Origin of the sequence: Micromonospora musae (assembly GCF_003626545.1) — a bacterium.
Lineage (GTDB): Bacteria > Actinomycetota > Actinomycetes > Mycobacteriales > Micromonosporaceae > Micromonospora > Micromonospora musae.
In genome coordinates this window covers 21,481-46,796 of sequence record NZ_RAZS01000003.1, presented here as the reverse complement: position 1 = coordinate 46,796, position 25,316 = coordinate 21,481, and the positions used below count along the sequence as shown (strand labels likewise).

Genomic DNA, 25,316 nt, shown 5'->3' with positions numbered 1-25,316 from the left:
CGACTCGCCACGGCGTACCGCCGGCACGTCGTCAACGATCAACCACCACGAGCGCGGTAGGACACGGCCAGGCAGGTGCGGAGGTCGCCCGCACGGCCGCTCGTTAGCCGCCGGCGATTCACGACACCTGAACCTGTTGATCTACTCTCCGCGGTGTGGGGATTTCTGCCGATGGATATCGCTGGGAGGCCGCCTGCGGTGGGTGGATCCCACCCGGCGCGGTACCGCATGGCTACGAGGCGGATGGTGAGCCACTGTGGGTGTGCCGCGTCCGGATGCGCGACGGCGTGCACCCGGGCAAGGTCCGCCCGGGCTTCGGCGGGGCCCAAGCCACCTGGGGCGGTGCAACGGTCAGCGTCGACGAATACGAGGTGCTGATGGATCGGGGTGTCTGGGGCATCGCGTCCGGCGGCGCGGTGCCCGCGGACGCGCTGCCGGTGGGCCGGGAGGGCGACGGCGAACCGCTCTACGTCGCCCGCGCGGCGGTCGCCCCTGGCACACTGCACATCGGCAAGGTGCGGCCCGCCTTCGGCGCCGCCAACATCGGATACGGCAACCACGAGCACAAGATTCATTCGTACGAGGTGCTGCTACACCCCTCGTCGTCTCCCCCGTCTGAGACCCCGCAGCGCACCGGGATCCAGATGGAACCCACCTACGCCGACTTCGGCACCGAGCCGCCCCGCATCGGGAACGTCACGATCACGGGCCTCGACCGGTCCTCTGCCGCCGGCGACCACCTGGCCATCGGCGCCGGCGGGTCGGTCGAGCTGACGTTCGACGTGCCCGACCCGGCCGTCGTCCGTGAGGCCTGCGTCGCCCTCCGGGCGCTCGCGTCGATGCTCTCCCGGGCGCCCGGATACGCCCCGCTCACCGTTCGCCTCAACGGCAGACCGCTGGCCGACCGGCTGCGGATCCCGAACGGCGGAGGACTCCCGCAACGCCTGGCCTTCGCGGTCCCAGCCGAGGAGTTGGTGGCCGGCTGGAACACATTACGGATCGAAAGCGGCCACGACGCCCGGAGCATGTTGTGGTTGTACCGGGTGACGATCGACCCGATGCACGCACACGATCAGGCGGGGCTGGCGCTCGAACGGCAGGCGATCGCCGAACCGGTGCTGCGGTACGGAAGCGACGTCGGCGAGGTCGTCATCTTCATCGACCGCGGGGAGCAGGCCGTCCTCGACCAGGTGGCCTGGGCGGACGCATCGGGCGCCGAATATGCGATCACGTTCGAGAAGCAGCAGGCCGCGTTCTACGGCTGGACCCGGCAGCCGGGTGAGCAACCGAGGGAGTTCCGCGGCCGGCTGATCGAACGCGGCTCCTTCGCCAAGGAGGCTCGCCGCTTCTCGACCGAGGAGGGTTGGGGCGGCGGCTGGCACCGCTCCGGTGACCTGCTGTTCGCCGTGGGCAGGCCCGGCCGTCCGGTCACCAGGCTGACCTGGCGCGATGGCCGCGGCAACAACGGGACGATCGCCTTCGACGACGGCGGGTTCCTAGGGACCTACCAGCGGGTCGGCGAGGGCCCCATCGGCTACCGCGGCAGTCCGGCGTAGGGCTGATTGTTGGCTCGCGGGCCGGCTCGGCGGTGGCGGCCCATCTCAGCCAGCTTCCTCAGGACCTGACAGACCAGCGATCAACCACACCCATTGAGCCTGCTCTCGCTGGCGTTCGTCACGTGCCGAGTGGCGGGAGTGCTTCTTGTGCTTCCGCTACTCGGCGCAGCGGGCGGCAGCGGCATCGCCTCCGTGTTGGCCGAATTGGCCGCCCTGCCGCTGTCGTTCTGGGACTCACCTGGAACTGACGCCGACCGACTACCGAACCCGCGCTCGTTCCCATGATCGTCTTCGACGGCGCCGGCCCGTTGGAGCCCCGCTCACCGAAGAGACTCTGCGCGCGGTGGAAGCGCGGCTTGGGTCTTGCGCCCTCCGGCCGCCTTGGCGCGGTGCTGATACCTTCTCCCGCCGGCCGCCGATCGGCAGGAAATATTCGACCAAGCAAGGGTTGTCGGCGTCCCTTTATCGCCTTGCTGTTGGCATCGCGAGCACGGTCGCCATGATTCGGCAGAGAACGTTACGAGGGGACGGCAAGCGGCCCCCGTCGTTCGCATGCCCGAGCGGAGCCCGGCCCATCGACGCGCCCGCGCCGAGGCTGGCCACGGTTACCGCCAGGGCAGGCGGTGCCGGAGCAGGTCGATCTCGGCGGGGTTGGCAGCCAGCGGCAGGGCTCGTTCGTCGGCTTCCTGGGCCATCTCCGGCTGGTTGTCGGCGCGAAGGAGTTCGGCGCGGGTCGCGTGGTACAGGTGGTAGCCGTCCAGGGTGTCGGCGAGCTGTTCGAGTTCGGCCAGCGCCGCGCGTGGTCCGTCGGTGTAGCGCAGGGCGACGGCGCGGTGCAGGCGGGTGACCGGAGATGGCTGCAGGCGCAGGAGCATGGTGTAGAGCACGAGGATCTGCGGCCAGTCGGTGTCTTGCCAGCGCTTGGCCTCGGCGTGGCAGGCGACGATCCCGGCCTGAAGTTGGTAGGGGCCGGGGCGGCGGTGGGCGGCGGCGCGGGCGATGAGGTCGCCGGCGTTCGTGATGGCGGTGTGGTTCCAGAGGCTGCGGTCCTGGTCGGGCAGTTGGATGATGCGGCCGTCGGCGTCGAAACGGGCGGCGGTACGGGCCTGATGTAGTCGGATGAGCGCCAGCAGGCCCATGACCTCGGGCTCGGCGGGCATCAACCGGTGGAGCAGCGTGGCGAGGAACTCGGCGTCGTCAGCCAGGTTGCGGTCGTGGGAGACCTCGCCGGTGGTGGCCAGGTAGCCCTCGTTGAACAGCAGGTAGATAACCGCGAGGACCTCCGAGAGCCGGTTGGCGAGCTCGTCGGGGTCCGGGATCCGGTACGGGATGCCGGCTTCGCTGATCTTGCGTTTAGCGCGGGTGATCCGCTGCCCGATCGTGGTCTCGGGGAGGAGGAAGGCGCGGGCGATCTGCGCGGTGGTCAGTCCGCACACCGCGCGCAGGGTGAGGGCGATCTGGCCGGTGCGGGGCAGTGCGGGATGGCAGCAGGTGAAGATCAGCCGTAGCCGGTCGTCCGGCTCGGGCTGGGTGGGCCAGTGCAGCAGGGCGAGTTTGCTGCGGTATCGCGCCTGCCGCTTGAGGTGGTCCAGGCCCCGGCGGCGGGCGACGGTGAACAGCCACGCGTCGGGCCGTTCGGGAATGCCCTCGGCGGGCCAGTGGGTGAGCGCGGCCTCGACGGCGTCCTGGACCATGTCTTCGGCGGTGGCGAAGTCACCGGTGAGGCCCACGAGGGCGGCGGCGAGCCGGCCCGCGTGGTCACGTACCACCCGGGCCAGCTCGTCCTGCGGCCTCGCCGTCATGTGGCGGCGATCGGGCGGACTTCCACCAGCGGGCAGCCCGGCCACGACTTCGCCAGCCGCAAAGCAGCGTCGAGATTGTCCACGTCGATCTCGGCGAAGCCGCTAACGATCTCCTTGCCCTCCACGAACGGCCCATCAGTGATCACCGGTTCGCCACCGTCGAGCCTCAGTGTCGTCGCCGACTCCGGCGGCATGAGGTAGACGTGGCGGGTCACCTGATCGGCGTGCTCCGTGAACCACTGGCCCACGCGGCCGTAGGCGCGCTCACGTTCGGCGTCGTCCATGGCGGCCAGGTCAGCGGCGAACTGCTCGGTCTCGACGAACATCAGCACGTACTTCATCTGCGGGGTCCTTCCTCTCCTGCCGTCGGCTGTCCCTGTATCTGGTTCAACCGCCGGCCCATCTCCTCTGCGCTCACGTCCTCGACGTGTGAGGCGATGGTCCAGCCGTGTCCGAAGGGGTCGATGATGAACGCGTCGCGGTCACCGTAGAACTGGTCCTGTGCCGCCCGCTTCAGCCGCCCGCCGAACTCGACAGCACAGGCCACGGTGGCGTCAACGTCGTCGACGTAGATGAACTGAAACACCGGCGACCCGGCCAACCCATCGGCCGGCGGGGCGGTGGTGCCCGTGTGCGGTGAGGCGTCCTCGACGATCACCACCGAGTCGCCAATCTCGATCTCGGCGTGCGCGATCGTGCCGTCCGGACCGGGAAACCGCATCCGCTCGGTCGCGCTGAACACCTGGGTGTAGAAGTCGATGGCCTTCGCGGCCCCGTCCACCACCAGACACGGCGTGATCCGGCGATATGTGTCCGGAATCGGCCTGGTTGACTGCGTCATCGTCTGGTTCTCCTTCATCGGTCGAACCCCGACAGGGGGTGCGGTCAGGACACCAGCGCGTGAGGTGGTCACGCGCTCTCACTCTTCAGACGACTGGAGAACGGCTCGATCCGACACACAGGCCAGTTTTTTCTACGGTGATACGCCGCGGCCGTCGGCTCGCGCTCCCGCCGCCCGCAAGACGTGCCGGTGAGCATGTTGCCGGTGGCGGCGGTGATGACCGAGTCGAGCCGGTCCCAGGCGTGCGTGAGACCGATGATCCACTGGTCGACATGCTCGCGCTCCGCCGCGAACCGCTTGGGCAGAGTGGGAGTGGCGCGGCCGTTGGTGGCGCACGGCATGAGCTCGTAGTAGACCGTGTTCAACGACACGAGCACCGGCTCGCGCATGTCGCCAACCGCAGGATTCCCGGCCAAGAGGCTGGGCTGTGCGCTGCTGTGGGAGACATTCATCGTCACCCAATCCATACTGCGGCCGCTCAGGTCCGCTATGCGGGTGGCCGGCCGGTGCGTCGCACCCAGACCCTGGCCTGCCCACGAGCCGGAAGCTGGTAGCACGTCTTCCATGCCGACTACCTCGAACTGTGTGCCGGGCGCTTCTCCCCGTAGAGCAGCACGCTAGCGCTCGCGACCAGGAGCGACGCGGGCGCTCATCGTCCGCCCCGAGTTGACCAAGCCGAACATGGGATCGGTGAGGTGTGCCGTCCGCGCGCTCGGCTCAACTGCCTCGTCGCTCACCAGATCCTCGGGCGCCGACTGAGCCACCACTCAGCCGCAACCGGGCAATACATATGTCATTATGGTGCGAGTGGTCGCCGAGCCTCACCAGCCAGACAACGGTGAGTTCTCGGCGGGCGAGTTCAACTCGGCAGGAGCACAGCCATTGTGCTGCGGCAATGAAAATCGGAATAACCTTCGCACAGAGGGCATTCGCGTTCTGATCTACGGTATACGCTAAAGCCCATGCCCTGGCCGCCCCCGGCGTCCGGTAGCCGTTCCCTGCGCCAACCCGGAGTGGCAGCTGGTTCGCCACCCGCGTGCCGCTTTGGTGCTCGACGAGTCGGCCAGCACCCTGGACCCGCTGATGGAGCTCGCCGATGCGATATTCATCAGGCGCGAGGGGTGACACAGGATGGACCGCAACCAGCATGATCCTGGATGCACAGCAATCCGATGGCAGGATCGGGGGTCTCCAAGATGTTGCGCAGCCTATTGTCCCTCCACTTGCCCGTGGTCCTTGGCGGCGTTTCCTCGATTGCGGCTTGCTTTAGGCATTTCACCCGGAATTGACAGCCAGTACAACGGGATCAGCAAGGCGATCATCGTGACGCCCAGCTCGGGAAGGATGAAGCCGACCCCTGTCCCCAGAGCGGTCAGGAAAGGAGCGGGCAAGTAGCGCCTGGCGACAACGCTCGCCCCTTCTGGGGTGATGGTGTCACCGAGGAGCCGGTGGCCACGTCTGGCGTAGTGCCAAATAAGGTTGAAGAAGATGGCCCCCACCATGAAAGTTGCGCCGTAGAAGACGGTGGCGGCACGTTCTCCCTGCCCGCTGCTGAACGCTCGAGCGAGGGTCTCCGCAGTGAAGGGTACAAACGCGGCGGTCAGCAGCAGCAAAGTGTTCAACAGCAGTATTGTTCGGTCGATGGATCGGATATGGTCGAACATGAGGTGATGATTGACCCAGGTCTGGCCGATCAAGAGGAAGGTGATGGCGTAGGCGAGGTAGGACGGCCACAGCGTTAAAAGGTCCCTCCCCAGGTGTTCGGTCCCGGCCGGCAGGCGGATGTCCAGGACGAGGAGGGTGCTCGAGATGGCGAAGACCGCATCGCTGAACCCGGTAAGCCTCCTAGTGTCGCGATCCACGCCGAACGTCGGGTCGCCTTCGCCTCCCCGCGGCTTTTGAGCCCGGATCAACAAGCGGATCCAGCTCTCCATCAATAGCTCCTCTGATCGAGCCTTGATGGGCACTGAGGTATCGTGCCCGGGCGTCGGAGGTATGTCGGTACGGGCTTCCCACGCACCACACCTCTACGCCAACCGCTGTGAAACCATTCCCGACCAACCCGCCTGGAAGGCCTTCGCCGAAGCCCTCGTCATGGCCAGCGGCTACGATTGACCCACCAGGAAGACCCGCACTTCCTAGACCAACCGACAAGCATGTCCTGGGACGGAAACGTCAAGCATGTGGTGAGACTAGACACGTAGACCACGATCGTCTTAACCAGCCGACCCGGGGCGATGACCACGACCACGGCGCCTGGTGTTCGTCCAGCCAACAAATCGGGTTCGCAGAAGCCGCCCCGAGGCCCCGGATCCGCTGGCCAGGCACGTGAGCCAGCAGTCGCATAGTTCCGTTTCCGGGCTCAATTAATCCTTCTGGGCAACTACACACGCCGGTAGTGTGAGGCGCCCCGTTCAGCAGGGCTATAGGCTTGTTTAGGGACAATAGCCATTTAACCCTGAGGAAAGGGACAGATTCCCGCCCAGCAACTCACGGTCGGACAACCACCCAATCCGTCCGCCTCGCACCGCTGAGCATCAAGTGACGTCCCATCGCTTACCGGAAGGGCGCGGGCGACCATCCGGCGGGTGGCCGCGCGCGTCGCGGCATCCGACCGCCGCCTCGAAACACCCGACTCAGCCCGCGACTCCTCTGGGAGCTGATCGCAGCGGCCCGGTCGCCGGAGGCACCCCACAACCGCAACCCCGCGTGACGATCCCCTGGCGCGCGTGCGGCTCGACCAGCGTAGGCCCGGTCGTCCGGCGCGGTTTTGCCTGATTCGGGTGTCAGCCGTGGACGTCGCCCAGCATCCAGACCCTGCTGCACCATGCTCGTGTGCGCCATGAGGATTCGCGCGGCGGGCGAGCCTGCCGGACCGGTGCGCGGTCGCCGCGCGATCAGAGACCGCGGGGTAGATGAAGATGCGGATGCCGATGTCGGGCGTGCCGGACAGCAGCAATGAAGCCGATCGTACGTATGTGCGATTCACGTGTGGCACGGGAACTGGTTGGGCGCTGGTGGAACGGGGTGTGGGGGAGGCTGACCCGCCGTGATGTGTGGCTCGCCCGCGAGGTCCGATGGCACGTGATCGCCCGCGCGGGCGACTCGGAGACGGGCACAGTGCTCCGGTGGCAGTTCGACACGGAGGACGAGGCCCGGATGATGGTGCGGCGTCTCGTCCGGGCCGACGGCGGCCAGTGGCGAGAGCAGACCGGGACCGCGGCCACCCCGCCGCCAACGTGATGCTGGCCGGCTGCCGGAATGCCTGGTCCCGCACCGTGTTCGACGGAACGAAATCGCGGGACCTCTGACACCCACCGGGGTCTCAGCGCCGGGTCTCGGCGGCTGACCGGCCCACCGTCAGGTGTCGTAGAGCCCATCCCATGGCTCATGAAATCCCAGGCGATCTGGGTACAGCTCGACCCAGTCGACGTGGCTGCCGTCACCGGCCCGGTCGCCGGACTCATCGATCAAGCCGAAGGTGACGTCGTCCTGGTGAGTCTGGAACAGTTGAATCGCGATGTCGCCGTACGACATGCCGGACAGCCCCGCGAGCAGCCCGTCGAGCGCCTCATCCAGCGCGGCTCGATCCGCGACGCGCGTGATCGTTGAACGCCGGTACGCCCCATCGCGGTCAAAGAGGTGCACATATGCGTGGTGGTCCCACGCCGACGCGAGGAACAACCCGTCGTCGTAGTGACCGATCCTGTCCGTACGGTAGTCAGCCTCGTGCGCTATAGGAATCAGCCGAGGTACGGGCACCCGGTCAACGTAGCGTACGAGCGTCGCCAATTCCGCGGGTCGCGCCTGGAAACGATCGGGTCAACGGTCAACGGAAACCGCCCGTGTCGAGCATCAATTGGCGCAGGACAGGCCGGCTGCCGGATGTCGGACGACGCAGTGGCTCACCCACCCGCAAGTTGTGAAGCGGCTTTGGTTTCAGGTGAGTACGCCCGGCGGGCTTGGCGCCAGACGCTAGGGTGCTGCGTGCCCGTTATCGACCTGGACTTGCCCCCGCACCGCTCGTCGCCCGAACGGCGCTCTCGCGCTCGGCTCACCCTGATCCTTATGGCGTTGGGCCTTGGCTTTCTCACGGGCGAACCGGCGGGACCCCTGCACCTCGACTCGCGGACGGTCTGCGGTGTGCAGCCGGATGATGCGGCGGCTCCGACAGCCGGAAGGCAGAGTGCCGAGCTCGTCATCGACCCTAAGACCGGCCATATCGTCTCGGTCAGGTGCAGCAGTGCTCGCAGCCAGTAACGATCTGTCAAGCGCTGCGACCTACGACAAGCCTCAAAGCATCGCCGCCGTGAACCCCACACACCCTGGCCGCTGGTCTGCTCGGCTCTGCCCAGGGACTCACGGTGGGGATGGCCACCCGCGCGACCCCCGACTACCTCACCGTCCGGACGGGCTTCTCCTATCCCTGTCGTAGCTCCCCGCCCGGAGGGCAAACAGCTCTTGCAGTCCGCCAGTGTGGCCGGCCCGGCCGATGTCGGCCGAAGGTCGCGGGCAGGTCGGGCCGTCCTTGAGGGGTCCACCTGCGCGACGGCGAAGGCGGTTGCGTTGCTCAGTCTGGGAGAACCGGGACAAGACGCGGGTCTGTGCTCCCGTTCAGCCACTGGCGCAGGACCCCGTTGAACAGGCAGGCGTCTTCCACGTTCCAGATGTGATGCATTCCCGGCGCGAGCCGCAACTGTGCTTGCGGTGCGGCCTGGGCGATCTCCCGCAGGGAGTGGCGCACCGCTGCGGATTCCTTCTCACCGGCGATCGCGAGCAGCGGGCCGGAGTAGCGGCACAGGGTCGCGGGCACGCCGCCGGCGAACACCTCGGCGTTCATCGCGGACGCGGTCTCGCGGTGCACCGAGAGGCCATGCGCGACGTACAGGGCGCGTGAGTCCGCCGGAATCCCGAACGCTGCGGCTTGGGCGCGCCAGAACCACGGCGCCCGCCAGAACGCCAGTTGCAGCCGGCAGATCAGGCGCACTCCGGCGCCGACCGGCTGGAGCGGCGCTCCGGTGAGGAATGCCGAGTGCACCCGGTCAGGGTGCCGCGCCAACACGCGAAGCGCCATCACGGCGCCCAGGGAGAGCCCGACGAGATCGAAGGGACCGTCGACACCCTGGTCGGTTACTCGTGCGACGAGGTCGTCGGCCATCGCGTCCAGGCCCAGCCAGCCCTCGCCGACTCGGTTCCCGAAGCCCGGCAGGTCCGGCGTGAGCACCACCCGGTCGGTGAGCGCGGCCACTTGCGGCTGCCACATCCAGTTTGCGACGTTGCCTCCGTGCAGCATCACCAGCGGGCGTCCCACCGCACCCGTCTCGGGACGGTGCACCTCGGGGAAGGCACTCATGCGACCTCCTCCTCGACCGCGTCGAGCCAGGCGAGTTCGGTGCGTAGGTGCACGATGCCGTTGTCGAGCGTGGCAAGCCGCAGCCGCGCGCCGCGATCGGACGCCTCGGCCTCGGCTCGCATCCGCTCGAAGCGCGCCAGCTGCGCCTGCGTCGCGACGCGACGTTGCGCGAAGAGCGACCGGAGGCCGTCGTCGTCGAGGTCGGCGCCGAAGAACACCCGCGCGAGGAACGGGTCGCGTTCGACGTGGCGCTCCGGCGCGCTCGCGAGCCAGGCGGCGAGAGCCGCCCGTCCGGCGGCGGTGATGCGGTGCTCCTGACGGTCCGGCGCCCCTGATCCGGCCACCGTCTCGACCTCCGCGCACCCCTCGACGACGAGCTGGGCGAGGGTGCGGTAGATCTGGGCCTTGTCCGCCGCCCAGAAGTGCCCGACGGTCGAGTCGAAGTGCCGCTTCAGGTCATAGCCGGTCATGGGCGCGAGGGCGAGCAGCCCCAAGATGATGCGTGACAGAACCATCTAACTAGTAGACGAGTCACCTAGGAGATTTGTCAACTAGCGGCTTGGGTCCGACCTGCGTGATCTGGAGCCCCGACGCTCTGCGGCCAACGGTGCGTGATCCGATCCAACTGCGGCAAGTGGGTCTCGTCTCGCCAGTTCTCGGCGTGAGGTGATGTCGAGCTTGCGAAAGATCTTGCGCAGGTGATAGTCCACTGTGCTGGGGCTGATGAACAGCTGTGCCGCCACCTCGCGGTTGGACGCGCCATTCGATACCCGGCGCGCGATGTCGCGCTCCTGGCTGGTCAGGCAGCAGCTCTGGGCGAAGTGGTTGGTCGTGTCGTGGTGGGCCAGCCTGCTGCATAGCTCGCGGCGGGATGCGACGCCCAGCCGGTGGAACACTCCGCGTAGGTGATGTTTGACGGTATGGGCGCTGATGACCAGGTGCGTGGCGACCTCGACGTTGGTGGAGCCTGCCGCCACCAGAAGGGCGATCTGTTCCTGTCGTGGGGTCAGTACCGCACGGGGAAGGATTCGGGCAGGCTCGGCTGCGGCGCGGTGCATGGTGCTCCTCGGGCGAGGGTTCGGGGTCTCGACGACCATCCGATCGCGCCGCGGTGCACGACGAGTGCAGACCGAGTGCTCCCCTACCCGCTTACGACGCACCCCTCATCAGGCTCAGCCGGGCCCGGACGTACGCGACCATGGTCCGGTACGACTCGGCCGCCTCGATGCCGGAGAACTCGACGAGTTCGCGGAAGCCGTCGTCGGCGATCAGGTTCTCGAACTGCTGGCAGCCCCGTTCCGCGCGCACCTGGTCACCGAGATCGAATGCGGCCCGCGCGAGGATCGCCGCGACGGCGCACCGGGGGCCGTTCGACTCAGAGACGCCTTCCGTCAAGCCCCACTCCGACATCTCCACCGCTCGATCGAGCCGGCCGAGTTTCCAGGAGGACTCCGCGATGAGCTGCGCATAGTAGATCTTCAGGTGATCGAGGTGCTTCGCCACCGCGATGGCCAGCCCCTCGTCCGCAACCCGTGTGCCAGTCTCGAACCGGTCGGACCCCAGGAGCGCTCTCGTGAGTGTCAACAGCGAAACGGCGAGCAGTTCCTGGCGCCCCGTCTGCCGGGCGAGACTTACCGAGCGTTCGCCGTACGCGTTCGCGTCGTCGTGGTCGCCACGCGACAACGACAACACGGCGAGGTTTCGCAGGACCTCGGCTTGTCCGGCGAGTTCTCCGGCGCCTTCGAAGATGGACAAGGCTCGACGGAAATATTCGTCGGCCTGTGGCAGCGGGGCGAAGACCTCACCGACGGTGCGAAGGAGTTCGGCTTCCATCAGCGGCTCGCCGAGCACGCTGACCAGGTCGAGGATCGCGAGTACGGTGGGCGTCCGGCCCGCGGGTATGGAGTTGCTGCCTGGTGCTGAGGCGGCGAGGACCATGGCCGCCGCGTCGCGCCCCAGGCCATGTGCGAGGGCCAGATCGATCGTCGCCCACAGCGCGGCCCGTTCCCGCGCATACCAGCCGGCAGCCTGTGACACGCTGTCGAACGATTCAGGCGTCACGTCCGACGGTGGTTCGTCGACGGCGCCGGCTGGCTGTCGATGGTGCCTCGCGTAGGCGGCGCGGGCCGAGTGCAGGTAATGCATGACGAGACGCCGCTCATACTCCGGTCGTTCGTGATCCTCGTGGAGGAGCTCACCCGCGTAGGCCCGCAGCAGGTCGTGCAGCACGTAGCGCCCGGACTGGGACAGGTCGAGCAGGTTCGCGGTCACCAATTCCATGAGCTGTTCGCGCGCCTGTGCGCGACCCACTCCGGTGACGCTGGCCGCCGACTCCAGCGAGACCTCTGGGCCCGGATGGACGGCGAGGGCACGAAACACCTGCGCGGTTGCGGGATCGAGGGCCTGGTACGACCACGAGAACACCGACCGGACATCGTCGGACGAGTCCGCGCTGGACAACGCGTCGAGTCTGGCGGACGGCGCCGATACGTCGCTGACGACCGCGCTCAATGGCAGGGCCGGATTGAGGGCCACGCGGGCCGCGACGATCGCCAGTGCGAGCGGCAGCCCGGCGCAGAGCGCGATGACCTTGTCCAACGCGTCCGGGTTCGCGGTGGCGCGACGAACGCCGAGGCGGTTGATCAGTAGCTGTCGGGACTCGGCGCCGGTCAGCCGATTGACTTGCAGGTAACGTGCCCCCTCTCGGGTGACCAGGCTCGTCATCCGGTTACGGCTCGTCACGATGACCAGACAGCCGCGGGAGGCCGGCAGCAGTGGGCGGACCTGATCGGAGTCGCGCGCGTTGTCCAGGAGGATCAGGAGTCGACGACCGAAAAGGCGACTGCGGTAACGGGCCGCCTGCGCGTCGACGTTCTCCTGCGGGGACGAGACCGCCGGCTCGCCCAGGGACGCGAGCAACGTGGCGAGTGCCTCCTCCGATGACATGGCACGTCCGTCCGGATCCAGACCCCTGAGGTTCAGGAACAACTGGCCGTCGGGAAAGTCGCTGGCGATCTGGTGGGCCCAGTGCACGGCGAGGGCGGTCTTGCCGATGCCACCCATGCCGCCGAGCACGGTGATCACGATGGTCGTGTCGCTGAATGCGTCGGACAGTTGGTCGTCGAGCACGGCGGCCACGTCGTTTCGGCGGACGAAGCCCGCGACCTGCGGCGGCAGCTGTGCGGGCCGGGGAGCCTCCGGCGGGCGCAGTTCCTCCTGCAGGGTCCAGCCGCTGGCGAGTAGTTCCCGATACGCCTCCCGCAGTTCGGAGCCCGGGTCCACCCCCAGTTCCTCGGCGAGACGTTGACGGGTCTGCTCGAAGACCCGCACCCCTTCCGCCCGGTGACCGGTGGCGACGTACGCGCGCATGAGGGACGCCTGCAGCGCCTCGTCCAGCGGCGCCGCGGCGGCCACGCTCAGGAGTGGGGTCAACACGGTGTCGGCCATGCCGTGGGCGATCGCGGCTTCGCTGGCCGCGAGCGCCACCGAGACGCGCTCCCGTTCGATGGCGACGAACTCCGGCGAACTCAACGCGCTGGCCGGAAGGTCGGTGAACGCGGGGCTGCGGCCAAGCTCCAGAGCGGTCAGGTACTCCCGTACGCCGGCCAGGACGTCCCCGCCGGCGAGCGCCTCGCGGGCCCGCCGGACCAGCTCGCGATACATGGCCAGATCGGAGGCCTCGGTCGCGAGGGCCAGCCGGTAGCCCGTACCGGCCGGTAGGAGGTACCGACCGGTTTCACGGACGTCCAGATCCGGTTCGAAGATCCGCCGGATGTGCCCGACGTGCCGATGGATCTGGTTGGCGGCGCTGGCCGGCGGTTGTTCGTCCCAGAGGCTGTCGATGATGTTGTCGAGGCTGACCGCGTCACCCCCGGCGGCGAGGAGCTTGGCCAGGATGATCCGCTGGCGAACCGGGCCAAGATCGACATCCGAGCCGTCCCGCCGGCAGCCAAGACCGCCGAAGACCTTGAACTCGCAGCGGGACGGCGGCCCGTCCGGGAGTCTGCGGTCGGGCGTCGTCACGATTGACATCCTAGTGATCAAAGGGCAGCGGCTTCGCTATTCGGCCCAGCCTGCGGCTTGCGCCTGGTCCCCCACATCCCCCATCTCTCGTTGTCGTCGAGTCGGCCGACAAATACGGGGACTACGTGATTCGGGTGATTCGCGAAACGCGCGATATCCGTACCTTCGGCAGGGTTCCCAGCGCGGAACGCAAGCCCGAGGAGTGCGCATGCCCCATGTCACCGTTGGCTCAGAGGGAGCCAACCCGATCGAGATCTATTACGAGGATCACGGCACCGGTACGCCGGTGGTACTCAGTCACGGCTACCCGCTGAGCGGGCAGGCCTGGGAGAAGCAGGTCTCCGTACTGCTCGCAGCCGGTTACCGGGTCATCACCTATGACCGGCGGGGTTGGGGCAATTCCAGCCAGCCCGCCAGCGGATACGACTACGACACGTTCGCCGACGACGTGAACCTGCTGCTCACGAAACTGGACGTACGCGACGCCATCCTCGTGGGTCACTCGATGGGAACCGGCGACGTTGCCCGGTACCTGGGTCGCTATGGCACCGAGCGGGTCGCGAAGGCCGTACTGATGTCGCCGATCCCGCCGTTCCTCCTGTGCACGGACGACAACCCCGAAGGCGCACCGCAGGCGTTGTTCGATGGGTTCATCCACGCCGCGCGGGCGGACCGGGACGCGTGGCTCAAGCAGTTCCTGGAGAACTTCTACAACCTCGACGTCTACGGCGGCTCGCTGGTCAGCGACGAGGCGTTCCAGGCCAGCCTGAATGTGGCCGTGGCCGGTTCTCCCGTCGCCGCGGTGGCCTGTATCCCGACCTGGCTCACCGACTTCCGTGACGACCTGTCCAAGATTGACGTGCCGGTACTCGTGATCCAGGGCGACCAGGACCGAGTCCTACCCATCGGGGTGACCGGCCAGCGGGTGTCCGCCTTCACCGCGGATTCGCGGTTGCTCGTCATCGAGGGCGGGCCGCACGCCATCGCCTGGACCCACAGCGATCAGGTCAACGCCGCCCTGCTCGACTTTTTCCAGAAGTAGTGAAAGGAAACACCGTGAAATTGTCCTTGCGGCGACGCCTCATCTCCGTAGGCGTGGCCATCGGCGCCCTCACGCTGGTTGGTGCCGGTATCGGCACCGCGCAGGCCTCGACGAATTACGCCCAGCATTCGCGCCCCGCGTCGGTCAAACCGACTGTCGTGCTCGTGCACGGTGCCTGGGCGGACGGGTCGAGCTGGGACAAGGTGACGGCCAAGCTCCAGCACGACGGCTACCGGGTGGTCACCCCGCCGAACCTGCTGTCGGGCGTGGCGAACGACGCCGCGAATCTCCGCGCCTACCTGGACACCATCACCGGACCGATCGTCCTCGTCGGGCACTCGTACGGCGGCATGGTCATCACGAACGCCGCTCTGGGCGACAAGCAGGTCAAGGCCCTGGTGTACGTCGATGCGTACATCCCGGACCAGCACGACACCGTTTACGCGCTGACCTCGGCCGTGCCGGGCTCCGTCTTCGCGGCCGAAGCGTCCACCGTCTTCGACCAGGTCGCGATCCCCGGTGCCGACGAGGGAGTTGCCAACTTCTACGTGAAGCCGTCGATCTTCGGCAAGGCGTTCGCCGACAAGACCATCTCCGCCAAGGACGTGGCGGTGCTGGCCGCCCGGCAGCGTCCACTGGCGTCGAACGCCCTGTTCGAGGAGGCCGGCGAGCCGGCCTGGCGCACCATTCCCTCGTGGTCGGTGATCGGCAAGCAGGACGCCGTCATCCCCGCCGCGGAGCAGGTCGCCATGTCCAAGCGGGCCAAGGCACACACCATCGAGATCAACGCTCCCCACCTGTCCATGGTCACCGACGCGGGCGCGGTCACCAATCAGATCGAGGCGGCGGCCAAGGCCACCGACTGACACGACAACCGGCCGTGGCATCGCTCCGCGATGCCACGGCCGGCCTCATCGCAAGCCCCACTTCTCTTCGCGGAACAAGGACGCCCCAGATGAATGTCGAGAATCGGCTCGCCGAACTCGGACTGTCACTTCCGCCTGCAATGACACTGCCGGAAGGTGTCGAACTCCCCTTCCCGTGGGTGCGTGTCCACGGCGACCGCGCGTTCATCTCCGGGCACGGTCCGCTGGAAAGCGACGGCAGTCTGGCTCGGCCGCTGGGCCGGGTCGGCGCCGAGGTGACCGAGGAGCAAGCGTATGCGGCGGCGGCCAAGACAGCATTGGCGGTGGTGTCGTCGCTCAAGACAGCTTTGGGTGATCTCGAGCGGGTGGTGGCCTGGACACGAGTGTTCGGAATGGTAGCCACCGCGCCCGGTTTCAATCGGACGCCTGCGGTGATCAATGGATTCTCCGACGTCATTCTGCGTTTATGGGGCGAGGAAGCAGGTCGTCACGCACGCTCAGCAGTTGGCCTGGCAGCCTTGCCGTTCGACATCCCGGTGGAGGTCGAGGCGGAGGTCATCATCCGTCCTGGCAGCGCGACGGCTTGATCAGCCGCGAAGCACGGTCGGCGTACACCGGGGACGAAACGGGGGTGCGGCCACGCAGGAGCTGCATGGCCGCACCCGACGCCACAGTGAATGGCGTACCAACCCGGTGTCAGGCGGTCGCCCGCGCCGCTTCCAGGATGACCTCGGTGACCTCACCGGGATGCGAGATCAGGCCCAGGTGACCGGCGTCGATCCGGGTGATGTCGGCCCCCGCCCGTTTCATCATCTCCTCCTGGCTGGCCGGCGGGATGACCCGGTCCTCGGTGCCGATCACAGCCCAAGAGGGAATCGTCTTCCACGCCGGCTCCGTGGCCGGCTCCGCCAGGGCGTTCGTGGCAAGTGCGACCTGGGATACGGCGAGCACCTCCGCCTGCCGCCGCGGCAGACCGTTGGCGAAGCCGTTGATGAAGATCTTCGGCAGGACGTACGAGTCGACCGCGCCTTCTGGCGCGCCGGGGAACGGCACGAGCTTGAAAACGCTCGTGGGGTCGGTCAGGGCCGGCTCAAGCACCGAGCCGGAGCCGGCGGTGAGTTCTTCCAGGGTCTCCCCCTTGTCCGGGGCGAAGGCGTCGACGAACACGAGCGCCTTCACGTTGCGGTTGCCGGTCGCGGCGTCGCTTGCCACAAAACCGCCGTACGAGTGGGCCGCGAGCACGATGGGACCTTCGATGGTGGACAGAAAGTCCTCCAGGTAGCCGCTGTCGATCGACGGGCCCCGGTTGGGTTGCGGCGCAACCTGAACCTCGAAACCGCGTGCCTGGAGTCTGCGCACCTCCCCGCTCCAGCTCGAGCCGTCGGCCCAGGCGCCATGCACGAGAACGATGGTTGGCCTGGTGTCATGCTCCCGGTCGGGGGTTGGCTGCACACCGCCGTCCGCGTACACGCCTGGGGCAGCTGAGCCGAGCAACGTCACCAGCGTTGCGGTGGCGATCGCCGCGGCGATGGTCTTCGGCCGACGTAGCGAGATACCGAGCATGTCTCTCTCCCTCGTTGGTCAGTGGCTTCCGAACGCAGGCAGATGCGCATGGCTGCCAACGCGACCCAGCGAAGCCGCAACCGCTCGGAAGCACCGCCGAGCCGCGCATGGACCGATGGCGGCCGGGCTTCGGTGCCGCGATGACGTGCTTGATCGCCCGAACCTCACCGTACTGACGATCAGCGAAGATCTCCGACAGAAGGGGAAAATCTCTCAAGCTTCACTTTACTGGAGGACACACCACCAAATGGGCTCCCCCCAACCGATCGGTAGGCGCGACTTCGGTCCACGGCGAGAAGGCCACCGTGGGCAGCTCCATGATCACGAAGGCCGACCTACCCTTAGGGCTACGTCGCGGAGCGAGACATCGTCACCGCACTCGGCAACTGGTTCCTCAAGGCGTTCGCCCCGCATCGGCTCACCGATACGATCCGCCGACTCCACGCCGCCCAACCCGCTACCGACCCCAGCACCATCGCGCCGGAGATCGCCGTCAACAAGATCATTGCCGCGGGCGACGCCAAATCGTCCAGTGCCGCGCCCTCGCAGAAGCCGGGGACGACTCCGCCACCGTCCCGCCTGGCGGGTCGAGGTCAGCGCCCAACTCGCCACCGCCCTCGCCCGTGGCGACAAAGGCAGCACGAGAACCGGCTCCCCGTTGCCTTGCCGAGGATGACGCCTCGTCGGCTCCTTCGACGAGCAGCGGGATCCGGCCGAGCGCCCGCCTCCGACCCGACGTCCCACCCATCGGGCGAGTCCTCACCGTGGCCGGAGAGGCCCAACACTCCAAGGACGGGCCGGGAAGAGCCCCGGCGGACAGCAGGGCGACCCGCGTTGCGAGCTCAACAAGCCGCTCCCCAACGTGCGACAGCGCAGCGCCGTCGCGGACCAGTGCGGCATCGATGTTGACCTCACCCGATCGTTGACAATGACGGTGGCCCGCAGGTCGCCTCAATTGACCCGGATCGATTGATGAGGCTGGTCCTGCCGGCACTCGGTGGCCCGGTGCCTCGCGGCTGGCACCGCGCGGGCAAAAAACCCGAAAGACGCTGTTTGATTAGTGTTAGCGTAGTTCTGCTGCTACGGCTGGCTGGGAGGACGCGCCCCCGCCAAGGGCCAGCGGAAGCCAAAGAGCAACAGCGCATAAGACGGGGGTAATGCAATGGCCGCGCCCACCAGGCATGGGACCCACAGCCCACACCCGCACATTCACGGGCCGGACTGCGGGCATATGGCGGCCGAGCACGTCGGCCACGTCGATTTCCTGCACGACGGACACCGGCACTACGCCCATGACGGGCATTACGACGAGTGCGACCTCGACGGCCATGCTCGGTCGGAACGGCACGACCACGAACACGGTGAACACTGCGGGCACGTCAGCGTGCCGCACGACGACCATGTGGACTATTTGCACGACGGGCATGTGCACCACGTCCACGACGACCACTACGATGAGTGCCTCTCCGAAACGCATACCAAGGCGGAAGAGCACGACCACGTGCACGGAGGCGGCTGCGGCCACTCGCCGGTACTGCACGGCGATCATCTCGACTACGTGCACGACGGGCACCGACACGCCGCCCATGAAGGCCATTACGACGAGCACTGATAGGCCGCCGGTATTCCTCCATACGAGCCCAGCGGTGACGGGTGGGTCCCGGGGCAACGACATCGCGGCGGCGCTGACCCGGCGGCGGGATCCTCGGTGTCTGGTGGCCGATGTCAGCGCACCGATGACGAACGCGACGTCGGCCGCCGCGCCGGCTCCCGGCCGCACTGCCATCGAGAACGCCTTGAACCCGAAGTCCTCGACGTAGTCACCACGCTCACCGCCGTGGGAGTTGCCAACTGCGCCACATCCCGATGCGCGCCCCGGGCACGACTCGAACCTGCGACCCCCATCCGCGATCTGGTGCGCTATCGATTTGCGCTACGAGGGCGTGGTGTCGCGAAGGTCTCGATGTAGTCGAGAGCGGTTTCCAGGGCGTCCCTGAGCGGGGAGATGCCCCGGGCGACCTGTGCGAGGAGCATGCCGCCCTGGAACGCGGCGAGGAGCAGGCCCGCGAGCTTCTCGGCGTCGGCCTCGTTGCTCAGACGGCCCTGCCGCTGCAGGCGGAGGAGCGCGTCGCGGAAGATCTCTCGCCACTGGGCGAACGCAGCCGCAAGCTCATCGTGAACGTCGAGGTCGGTCTTGATGATCTCACTGGCGAGCGACCCGAGGCTGCAGCCTTCGTGGTAGGCGCGTTCATACCCGATATAGAACGCTGCCCACTTCCGAAACCCCTCGAGGCTCTCGAAGCCGTCGAACTGTTCGCCGCGATGGAGCCCGAGGACGCGTTCAGCCTGCCATTCGATCACCGCCAGGACGAGGCTCTCCTTGGTCGGGAAGTAGTGGTTGATCTGCGACCCGCTGACGCCGGCGGCGCGCCGGAGCTTGTCGTTGTTCGTGGCGTGGACGCCCTCGGCGTAGATGAGCGCGGCGGCGTGCTCCAGTATCCGGGCGCGCGTCGCCTGCCCCTTCGCGGTGAGCTGGCGAGGCTCTGGCGCCGCCGTCGTGGACTTCATGATTCACATCGTACCAAGAGTGGGCTTGACAGCCCAGTCTTGCGTGGTGTTGTATCTGCGAAGTGGGCCGCGCAGCCCAAAACCTGACCCAGGTCGGTTACCGACCATCACCCCCATGAACTGGAGTGGATCTCTCATGCCGCGCCTGAACGTTCTTCCTGCCGATGAGCCCTCCGCCGACGTGCGGAGCACGCTCGACCAGGTCGGCGCGCAGTTCGGCTTCGTACCGAACATGTTCACCATGCTCGCGTCGAACCCGACCGTCCTCGATCTCGTCATGACGGTGCAGGCGAAGGCGAGCAGGCTCCTGGACGCGCGGACGCGCCACACGATCGCGCTGGCCGTGTCCGAAGCCGACGGCTGCGACTACTGCCTGGCGCTGCACACGGCCGGGTCCCTGAAGGGTGGCATGTCCGCGGCGGACATCGAGCTGGCGCGGGCGGGAAGTTCGGTCGATCCGAAGCGGGCTGCGGTGGCTCGCTTCGCCCAGCAGGTGATCGAGACACGTGGACGGGTCAGTGATGCCGACCTCGCGGCCGTCCGGGGGGCCGGGTACACCGATCCGGAGATCTTGGCGATCGTCGCGCTGGTCGTCCGGGCGCTGCTGACCAACTACCTCAACAACGTCAACCTGACCGACGTCGACATCCCGGACGCCGACCTGGCATGAGCGCTCACCAAACTCGCGAGAACAGCGACCTGACCGGTCGAACCCTCGCCCTGATCAACCGCACCAGGAAGGAACGACATGTCCGGGTCTGAACTCTATGAGAAGTTCATGGCACTGCACACCCGAGAAGGTGGCCTCGTCATGCCGAACGCCTGGGATGGCGTCTCGGCATTGATCCTGGCGGATGCCGGCTTCGAGGCCATCGGCACGTCGTCGGCGGCCCTGGCGGCCGCGCTCGGCCGCATCGACGGACGCCACAGCATCACCCGCGACGAGCATCTCGACCACGCACGGCTGCTCGGCCGGCTCACGAGGCTGCCCGTCAACGGTGACTTCGAGGACGGCTACGGCGTCACCGCCGGGGAGGTCGCCGTGACTGTGGACAGTGCCGTCGCGCACGGGCTGGCCGGCATCGGGATCGAGGACACCACCGGGAATCCCGATGACCCGATCCGCGACTTCGACGACGCGGTAGGCCGGGTTCGCAGTGCGGTCGCCGCCGCGAAGCGACGCATCGTCGTCACCGCTCGCACCGACAACTTCATCCAGGGGCGACCTGACCTCGATGACACCATCCGACGACTGACGGCCTTCGCCGAGGTCGGCGCCGACGTGCTCTACGCGCCGTTCCCACCCGACCTCGAGTCCCTGGTCGCGATCGTCACCGCCGTCGCGCCGACACCCGTGAACGTTCTCATCTCACCGGCGGACCAAGTGCTGACCGTCTCCGAGTTGCAAAAGGCCGGGGTCAAGCGCATCAGCCTGGGCCCTGCGCTCTACACGCATGCGATGGGTGCGCTCCAACAGGCGGCGACGGCGCTCAAGGCCGGCGACATCGCCTCGGCCACGACAGGCATCAGCTTCGACCGGGTGGGCGAACTCCTCGCCCGCAAACCCTAGCCGTCTCCGGCTTCACCATCTAAAACGCCTCAATCCTCACGCACAGAAAGCACGATGACATGGATCTCGACAAGCTCATGAGCAAGCACCTCAGCCGGTATTTCGACGGCAGCAAGACGATCCCGGATGAGACTCTTCAGCAGCTGCTGAAGTTCCTGCGCTCGGCTCCCACGTCGACGAACATCCAGCCGAATCACTTCTACGTCGTGTCCACCCAGGAGGGCAAGGAGCGGCTGGCCGCGAACCTCGGCGAGCGGTTCCAGGACAACGCCGTGAAGATCCTCAACGCCTCGCACACCATCATCCTCACCACTCGGGCCGATATCCCCGAGCACCACCTCGAAGCGGTGTTCGCCAAGGAACGGGCCGACGGCCGGTTCGCGGACGAGGCCAAGCACGAGTTGTGGGAATTCATGACCCGCGACTTCTTGAACCTGCGCAAATATGGCTACAAGGACGAGTACCACTGGATGGAGAAGCAGACCTACATGGTGATGGGTCTGACGATGATGGCAGCCGCCGAGCTCGGCGTCGAGGCCATGCCGCTGGAAGGCTTCGACCCCGTCACCGTGGACAAGGCCTTCGACATCCGCGCGACCGGATACACCACCACCGTGCTGCTCGCGCTGGGCTACCCCGACGAGGCGAAGCAGTACAAGACTCCGGTGTCGCGGTTCGAGCCCGAGCGTCTGTTCACCTTCGCCTGAGCGGGCCTGGCCCAGGCGATCCGATCGCTAGAGGAGTCAATTAGCTATGGACGGACAGGAACTCCAGAAGGTCGCGAACGAGTACGCGACGAAGCTGCCGGACGTGACGTTCGAGCACCGGGACGGCCCGAACTGGGAGCTGTACAAGGTCGGCGGCAAGGTCTTCATGCTCATGACCGACATGCCGGGACAGCCCGTTGTGATCCTGAAGGCCGATCCGGACGAGGCCGTTGGGCTGCGCGAGCAGTACGCAGAGATCACGACCGGCTACCACATGGACAAGAAGCACTGGATCACGGCAGCAGGTGGGCCCAGCCTCGACGAGAACCTGGTGAAGGAACTCGTCACCGACTCCTACCGGCTCGTGGTCGACAAACTCCCGAAATCCAAGCGCCCCGTGGACCCGGAAACGAACCCGGCCGCCTGAGACCCGAAACACGCACGAACACAATCAACACAGAAGGACAAATCATGATCGGACTCGGTGTTCGAGCCGCCAACGGCGCTCTGGAGATCATCGACCTTCCGGACCCCCGTCAGCCTGACGCGGGCGAGCTCGTCCTGGAGGTGGTCGCGGCAGGGATCGGGCCGTGGGACGCCCTGCTTCACACGGGCGGGTCGGACGTCGGCCTCGTTCCGCCCGCAGCTCTGGGCGTCGAAGCCGTCGGCCGCGTCATCGCGACCGGCCCGAACGAGACCGAATTCCGCACGGGCGACCTCGTGCTGGTCCACGAGGCGCCCCTGCCAGGCGGCAGTGGCACCTGGGCAGAGCGCGTCCTGGTCCGTTCCGCGCACGTCGCACGACTGCCCGAGAACCTGGCTCCGGAGATTGCGGCGGCGCTCCCGGTCGCCGGGCTCACCGCCCAGCAGGCCCTCGACGAGCTCCACGTCGACGCCACCACCCGCCTGCTCGTCGTCGGAGCCTCCGGCCCCACCGCGTCACTGGCCGTGCAACTCGCCCACCTCCGGGGCGCCGAGGTCGTCGCCGGTGCCGGGCCGGCCCGCGCCGATCAGCTCCGCGCCCTCGGCGCCAGCGAGGTCATCGACACCCACGCTGACGGTTGGGCGCAGAAGAGCGATCGCCGATTCGACGCCGTCCTCATCGCCGCCACAGGCACCGCCGAGGACGCTATCGGACTGCTCGTCGACGGAGGCCGCCTCACCTCCATCACCTCGGACGCACCCGACCCGATTCGCGGAATCACCACCTCGAACCTCTACGTGCGGCCCGACGGACGTGCGCTCGGCGAACTCGCGGCACTCGCCGCCGCCGGCGAACTGAGACTTGACGTCCGAACGACACCAATCAAGGACGGCGCCGCGATCGCGGACCAGGTCGCGGGCGGCCGCTCTGGTGGGGTCAAGTACGTCCTCGAGTTCTGACGCCCGCGGTAGAAGGACGTTGCAGATCGTCCGAAACAACGATGTTCGTGCGCCATGTGGGGCCAACGCCTTCGTGACACAGCGCCCTTCTCCCTGCCCCTGACCATCGACGGCGACTGCATCACCGGGCTACACGTGCTGGCCGACCTGGAACGTCTCGACGGAATCATGCATGCAGTCCAGGTGCGGTCGCCCCTTCAGGGCCTCCACAAGATCAAGGTAACGATTTCTCGGTTTGGTCACGTGATGCCAGGAGTGGCAGAGGCTCGGCAGCGCCGAAAGGGTCTTGATCACGGCGACACGCCTGCGCAAGCTAACTCCCGCTGTCGCGCTCGATTTCGTCGTAATACCGCCGGTACAACCCTTTCGCCGGGTAGCTTCGGTGGGGACGAGCGGCGCCTGCAGCACGGATCACTGAACTGAGCCTGCACCGACCTCCACCAGCTGCGCGATCCCTCGCCCTGCCCGTGGACCGTTGGCGAGTCGCCGTGCTCGGCACCCGCGATCTGCGGCTGAGCACAACCGGCTCGGGTCCGTCGGCGAGCCCACCGGGATCGGGAGGCTGCGGGAATGACCAGAAAAGGCCCCCTGGCCCACAATTACCCTGCGGTGGCGACGATGGTCGTCGCCGCGCTGGTCCCGTACCTGGTGGTCTCCGTGGCACTTGACCCGCTCACGCCGGTCATCGCCCGGGATCTCGGCATGAGCACCGGGCAGACGAGTCTGGCGGTGGGCCTGGCCAACGCCGGCTACGCGCTGGGCACCGTACTGTCGGTGCAGCTCGCCCAGCATCTGCCCCAGCGCCGGATGATGCTCCTCTACACCACACTTCTCGTGATCGGCTCGGTGTTCGCGGCGGCGGCGACCGAACCGATCCTGTTCCTCGTCGGCCACGTACTCCAGGGCCTGTGCACCAGTCTCCTGTTGATCGCCGCCGTACCGCCGCTGATCACCGGGTTCCCACCGTCGAAGCTCACCCTGACCGCGGTGATCCTGAACCTGTCGATCTTCGGCGGGGTCGCATTGGGCCCACTGATCGCGGGCGTCCAGCTCGAGGCAGACAGCTGGCGGCCACTGTTCTGGGTGATCGCGGGAATCGCCGCCGTAGCGTTTCTGCTATCACTGCTGACCTATCAGCACGTGGGGCCGGCGGACCCCACGGCCACACGTTCCCCTGTCGCAGTCGCACTGGCCACCGCCGGATGTGTCGCCGCGTTCTACGGAGTTTCACGGTTCGAGCCCCAACGGGCTCTCGACGTCGGCGCGATCGCACCCCTGGCCACGGGCCTGGTGCTCATCGTCATCCTCCTGATCCAGCAGTACCATGCCAGGCGCCCACTACTGATCCTGCGCCCCCTCACGAGCACGCTGCCGGTGGTCGGGATCGTCGTAGCCATGTCCGCGGCCGCGACATCCGTGCCCGCCATCGCGTTGACCGGCGTTGTGCTCCGGGACCGGTACACACCCCTGGAACTAGGACTGCTCTACCTGCCCGAATTCGGCGGCGCGGTGATCGCGGCAATCGTGTTCGCGAAGCTGTTCACCACCCGGGCGCTACATTACTTCGCCCTGGCGGGGATGCTCTCCCTCATCTCGGGCATCGCACTCATCGCCACCAGCCTCCCACCCACCACCACCCAAACCCTGATCGCGACAGGATTGATCGGAGTCGGCGTCGGCGCCTCCGTCACCCCCGCACTGTTCATCGCCGGTTTCTCCCTGCGGAACAACGCACTCCAACGCGTCTTCGCGATCGTCGAGCTGCTACGTGCGGTAGCCGCATTCATGATCGCGCCGATCCTCCTCTACATCGCCGCGAGCGTCGGCGACAGCATCACGGACGGCGTCCGCCTATCCCTCTGGATCTGCCTCGGTCTCGCCTCCGCCGGAACACTGCTCGCGATCGCGCTCTACCCCCTCGGCGGCATACGCCCGCCGTCCCCATCGATGCAGACCTGGTTCGGTGGCGATACAGCGTGGAGATCGCCACCACTGCTCGCCGCCCTGCACCGCCGCTCCACCCGTTCATCCGACACCTGACG

24 protein-coding genes and 1 pseudogene are annotated in these 25,316 nt (G+C 67.3%); 12 read left to right on the top strand and 13 right to left on the bottom strand.

The window, feature by feature from the left end:
• Window positions 1–155 precede the first annotated feature (155 nt).
• Window positions 156–1,556 (top strand): DM9 repeat-containing protein, encoded by a 1,401-nt coding sequence (locus D7147_RS08415; protein WP_120675453.1) that lies wholly within the window; start codon window positions 156–158, stop codon window positions 1,554–1,556.
• Window positions 1,557–2,161: 605 nt separating this feature from the next.
• Here D7147_RS08415 and D7147_RS08410 read toward each other — a convergent pair.
• The 5 genes from D7147_RS08410 to D7147_RS08390 form a co-directional block, all read right to left on the bottom strand.
• Window positions 2,162–3,358, bottom strand: coding sequence for an RNA polymerase sigma factor (locus D7147_RS08410; protein ID WP_120675451.1), 1,197 nt, complete (start codon window positions 3,356–3,358; stop codon window positions 2,162–2,164).
• Window positions 3,355–3,699, bottom strand: coding sequence for a YciI family protein (locus D7147_RS08405; protein ID WP_120675449.1), 345 nt, complete (start codon window positions 3,697–3,699; stop codon window positions 3,355–3,357). Before D7147_RS08405 ends, D7147_RS08410 begins: the two co-directional genes overlap by 4 nt.
• A complete protein-coding gene (locus D7147_RS08400) occupies window positions 3,696–4,217 on the bottom strand; it encodes a VOC family protein (protein WP_199734127.1) in 522 nt (173 codons plus the stop codon). The genes D7147_RS08405 and D7147_RS08400 overlap by 4 nt, the downstream gene beginning before the upstream one ends.
• A gap of 50 nt (window positions 4,218–4,267) precedes the next feature.
• Window positions 4,268–4,765: a hypothetical protein gene (locus D7147_RS08395; RefSeq protein ID WP_120675447.1), complete on the bottom strand. Its 498-nt coding sequence runs from the start codon at window positions 4,763–4,765 to the stop codon at window positions 4,268–4,270.
• 642 nt (window positions 4,766–5,407) lie between these two features.
• Window positions 5,408–6,133, bottom strand: coding sequence for a TMEM175 family protein (locus D7147_RS08390; RefSeq protein ID WP_199716615.1), 726 nt, complete (start codon window positions 6,131–6,133; stop codon window positions 5,408–5,410).
• Window positions 6,134–7,190: 1,057 nt separating this feature from the next.
• Here D7147_RS08390 and D7147_RS08385 point away from each other — a divergent pair.
• Entirely contained in the window at window positions 7,191–7,442 is a 252-nt protein-coding gene (locus D7147_RS08385) for a hypothetical protein (RefSeq protein ID WP_199716616.1), read from the top strand.
• Window positions 7,443–7,559: 117 nt separating this feature from the next.
• On the opposite strand, the gene D7147_RS08380 is transcribed toward D7147_RS08385, so the two are convergent.
• The 5 genes from D7147_RS08380 to D7147_RS08360 form a co-directional block, all read right to left on the bottom strand.
• Window positions 7,560–7,961, bottom strand: coding sequence for a hypothetical protein (locus D7147_RS08380; protein WP_120675445.1), 402 nt, complete (start codon window positions 7,959–7,961; stop codon window positions 7,560–7,562).
• A gap of 808 nt (window positions 7,962–8,769) precedes the next feature.
• Window positions 8,770–9,552, bottom strand: a complete 783-nt coding sequence (locus tag D7147_RS08375; protein ID WP_120675443.1) for an alpha/beta fold hydrolase — start codon at window positions 9,550–9,552, stop codon at window positions 8,770–8,772.
• Window positions 9,549–10,067, bottom strand: coding sequence for a PadR family transcriptional regulator (locus D7147_RS08370; protein ID WP_120675441.1), 519 nt, complete (start codon window positions 10,065–10,067; stop codon window positions 9,549–9,551). Before D7147_RS08370 ends, D7147_RS08375 begins: the two co-directional genes overlap by 4 nt.
• A gap of 36 nt (window positions 10,068–10,103) precedes the next feature.
• Window positions 10,104–10,610 (bottom strand): response regulator transcription factor, encoded by a 507-nt coding sequence (locus D7147_RS08365; protein ID WP_233563028.1) that lies wholly within the window; start codon window positions 10,608–10,610, stop codon window positions 10,104–10,106.
• A gap of 91 nt (window positions 10,611–10,701) precedes the next feature.
• Window positions 10,702–13,575: an AfsR/SARP family transcriptional regulator gene (locus D7147_RS08360; protein ID WP_158609310.1), complete on the bottom strand. Its 2,874-nt coding sequence runs from the start codon at window positions 13,573–13,575 to the stop codon at window positions 10,702–10,704.
• A 208-nt stretch (window positions 13,576–13,783) separates the two neighbouring features.
• Here D7147_RS08360 and D7147_RS08355 point away from each other — a divergent pair, with 208 nt between their 5' ends.
• From D7147_RS08355 to D7147_RS08345, 3 genes are all read left to right on the top strand, one after another.
• Complete coding sequence (locus D7147_RS08355) at window positions 13,784–14,617, top strand: alpha/beta fold hydrolase (protein ID WP_120675437.1); 834 nt, start codon at window positions 13,784–13,786, stop codon at window positions 14,615–14,617.
• A gap of 14 nt (window positions 14,618–14,631) precedes the next feature.
• Complete coding sequence (locus D7147_RS08350; protein ID WP_158609309.1) at window positions 14,632–15,483, top strand: alpha/beta fold hydrolase; 852 nt, start codon at window positions 14,632–14,634, stop codon at window positions 15,481–15,483.
• Between the two features lie 89 nt (window positions 15,484–15,572).
• Window positions 15,573–16,070: a RidA family protein gene (locus tag D7147_RS08345; RefSeq protein ID WP_120675433.1), complete on the top strand. Its 498-nt coding sequence runs from the start codon at window positions 15,573–15,575 to the stop codon at window positions 16,068–16,070.
• Between the two features lie 109 nt (window positions 16,071–16,179).
• Here D7147_RS08345 and D7147_RS08340 read toward each other — a convergent pair whose 3' ends face one another.
• Window positions 16,180–17,046, bottom strand: a complete 867-nt coding sequence (locus tag D7147_RS08340; RefSeq protein ID WP_199716617.1) for an alpha/beta fold hydrolase — start codon at window positions 17,044–17,046, stop codon at window positions 16,180–16,182.
• A gap of 838 nt (window positions 17,047–17,884) precedes the next feature.
• A pseudogene (locus D7147_RS33650) lies at window positions 17,885–18,080 on the bottom strand (GTP-binding protein); the annotation flags it as partial.
• 128 nt (window positions 18,081–18,208) lie between these two features.
• Here D7147_RS33650 and D7147_RS08335 point away from each other — a divergent pair.
• Entirely contained in the window at window positions 18,209–18,658 is a 450-nt protein-coding gene (locus D7147_RS08335) for a hypothetical protein (RefSeq protein WP_120675431.1), read from the top strand.
• Between the two features lie 308 nt (window positions 18,659–18,966).
• Here the strand turns inward: D7147_RS08335 and D7147_RS08325 are convergent, their stop codons facing one another.
• A complete protein-coding gene (locus tag D7147_RS08325; protein WP_120675429.1) occupies window positions 18,967–19,614 on the bottom strand; it encodes a TetR/AcrR family transcriptional regulator in 648 nt (215 codons plus the stop codon).
• Window positions 19,615–19,660: 46 nt separating this feature from the next.
• Between D7147_RS08325 and D7147_RS08320 the strand changes: the two genes are divergently transcribed.
• From D7147_RS08320 to D7147_RS08295, 6 genes are all read left to right on the top strand, one after another.
• Complete coding sequence (locus tag D7147_RS08320; RefSeq protein ID WP_199734126.1) at window positions 19,661–20,284, top strand: carboxymuconolactone decarboxylase family protein; 624 nt, start codon at window positions 19,661–19,663, stop codon at window positions 20,282–20,284.
• Between the two features lie 108 nt (window positions 20,285–20,392).
• On the top strand, window positions 20,393–21,184 hold the full coding sequence (locus D7147_RS08315; protein ID WP_233563027.1) for an isocitrate lyase/PEP mutase family protein: 792 nt from the start codon (window positions 20,393–20,395) through the stop codon (window positions 21,182–21,184).
• Between the two features lie 59 nt (window positions 21,185–21,243).
• Window positions 21,244–21,891, top strand: coding sequence for a nitroreductase family protein (locus tag D7147_RS08310; protein ID WP_120675423.1), 648 nt, complete (start codon window positions 21,244–21,246; stop codon window positions 21,889–21,891).
• 46 nt (window positions 21,892–21,937) lie between these two features.
• Entirely contained in the window at window positions 21,938–22,318 is a 381-nt protein-coding gene (locus D7147_RS08305; RefSeq protein ID WP_120675421.1) for an MmcQ/YjbR family DNA-binding protein, read from the top strand.
• Between the two features lie 44 nt (window positions 22,319–22,362).
• A complete protein-coding gene (locus D7147_RS08300; RefSeq protein WP_120675419.1) occupies window positions 22,363–23,274 on the top strand; it encodes an alcohol dehydrogenase catalytic domain-containing protein in 912 nt (303 codons plus the stop codon).
• 618 nt (window positions 23,275–23,892) lie between these two features.
• The gene (locus D7147_RS08295) at window positions 23,893–25,314 is read left to right on the top strand and encodes an MFS transporter (RefSeq protein WP_233563088.1); all 1,422 of its coding nucleotides are present in this window, start codon (window positions 23,893–23,895) and stop codon (window positions 25,312–25,314) included.
• Window positions 25,315–25,316: the final 2 nt, after the last annotated feature.

Bases quoted from the DNA above. Each gene is read 5' to 3' on its own strand.
- D7147_RS08410 (WP_120675451.1), bottom strand. From the start codon at position 3,358: ATGACGGCGAGGCCGCAGGACGAGCTGGCCCGGGTGGTACGTGACCAC.
- D7147_RS08405 (WP_120675449.1), bottom strand. From the start codon at position 3,699: ATGAAGTACGTGCTGATGTTCGTCGAGACCGAGCAGTTCGCCGCTGAC.
- D7147_RS08400 (WP_199734127.1), bottom strand. From the start codon at position 4,217: ATGAAGGAGAACCAGACGATGACGCAGTCAACCAGGCCGATTCCGGAC.
- D7147_RS08395 (WP_120675447.1), bottom strand. From the start codon at position 4,765: ATGGAAGACGTGCTACCAGCTTCCGGCTCGTGGGCAGGCCAGGGTCTG.
- D7147_RS08390 (WP_199716615.1), bottom strand. From the start codon at position 6,133: ATGGAGAGCTGGATCCGCTTGTTGATCCGGGCTCAAAAGCCGCGGGGA.
- D7147_RS08375 (WP_120675443.1), bottom strand. From the start codon at position 9,552: ATGAGTGCCTTCCCCGAGGTGCACCGTCCCGAGACGGGTGCGGTGGGA.
- D7147_RS08370 (WP_120675441.1), bottom strand. From the start codon at position 10,067: ATGGTTCTGTCACGCATCATCTTGGGGCTGCTCGCCCTCGCGCCCATG.
- D7147_RS08365 (WP_233563028.1), bottom strand. From the start codon at position 10,610: ATGCACCGCGCCGCAGCCGAGCCTGCCCGAATCCTTCCCCGTGCGGTA.
- D7147_RS08355 (WP_120675437.1), top strand. From the start codon at position 13,784: ATGCCCCATGTCACCGTTGGCTCAGAGGGAGCCAACCCGATCGAGATC.
- D7147_RS08345 (WP_120675433.1), top strand. From the start codon at position 15,573: ATGAATGTCGAGAATCGGCTCGCCGAACTCGGACTGTCACTTCCGCCT.
- D7147_RS08340 (WP_199716617.1), bottom strand. From the start codon at position 17,046: ATGCTCGGTATCTCGCTACGTCGGCCGAAGACCATCGCCGCGGCGATC.
- D7147_RS08335 (WP_120675431.1), top strand. From the start codon at position 18,209: ATGGCCGCGCCCACCAGGCATGGGACCCACAGCCCACACCCGCACATT.
- D7147_RS08325 (WP_120675429.1), bottom strand. From the start codon at position 19,614: ATGAAGTCCACGACGGCGGCGCCAGAGCCTCGCCAGCTCACCGCGAAG.
- D7147_RS08315 (WP_233563027.1), top strand. From the start codon at position 20,393: ATGGCACTGCACACCCGAGAAGGTGGCCTCGTCATGCCGAACGCCTGG.
- D7147_RS08310 (WP_120675423.1), top strand. From the start codon at position 21,244: ATGGATCTCGACAAGCTCATGAGCAAGCACCTCAGCCGGTATTTCGAC.
- D7147_RS08305 (WP_120675421.1), top strand. From the start codon at position 21,938: ATGGACGGACAGGAACTCCAGAAGGTCGCGAACGAGTACGCGACGAAG.
- D7147_RS08300 (WP_120675419.1), top strand. From the start codon at position 22,363: ATGATCGGACTCGGTGTTCGAGCCGCCAACGGCGCTCTGGAGATCATC.
- D7147_RS08295 (WP_233563088.1), top strand. From the start codon at position 23,893: ATGGTCGTCGCCGCGCTGGTCCCGTACCTGGTGGTCTCCGTGGCACTT.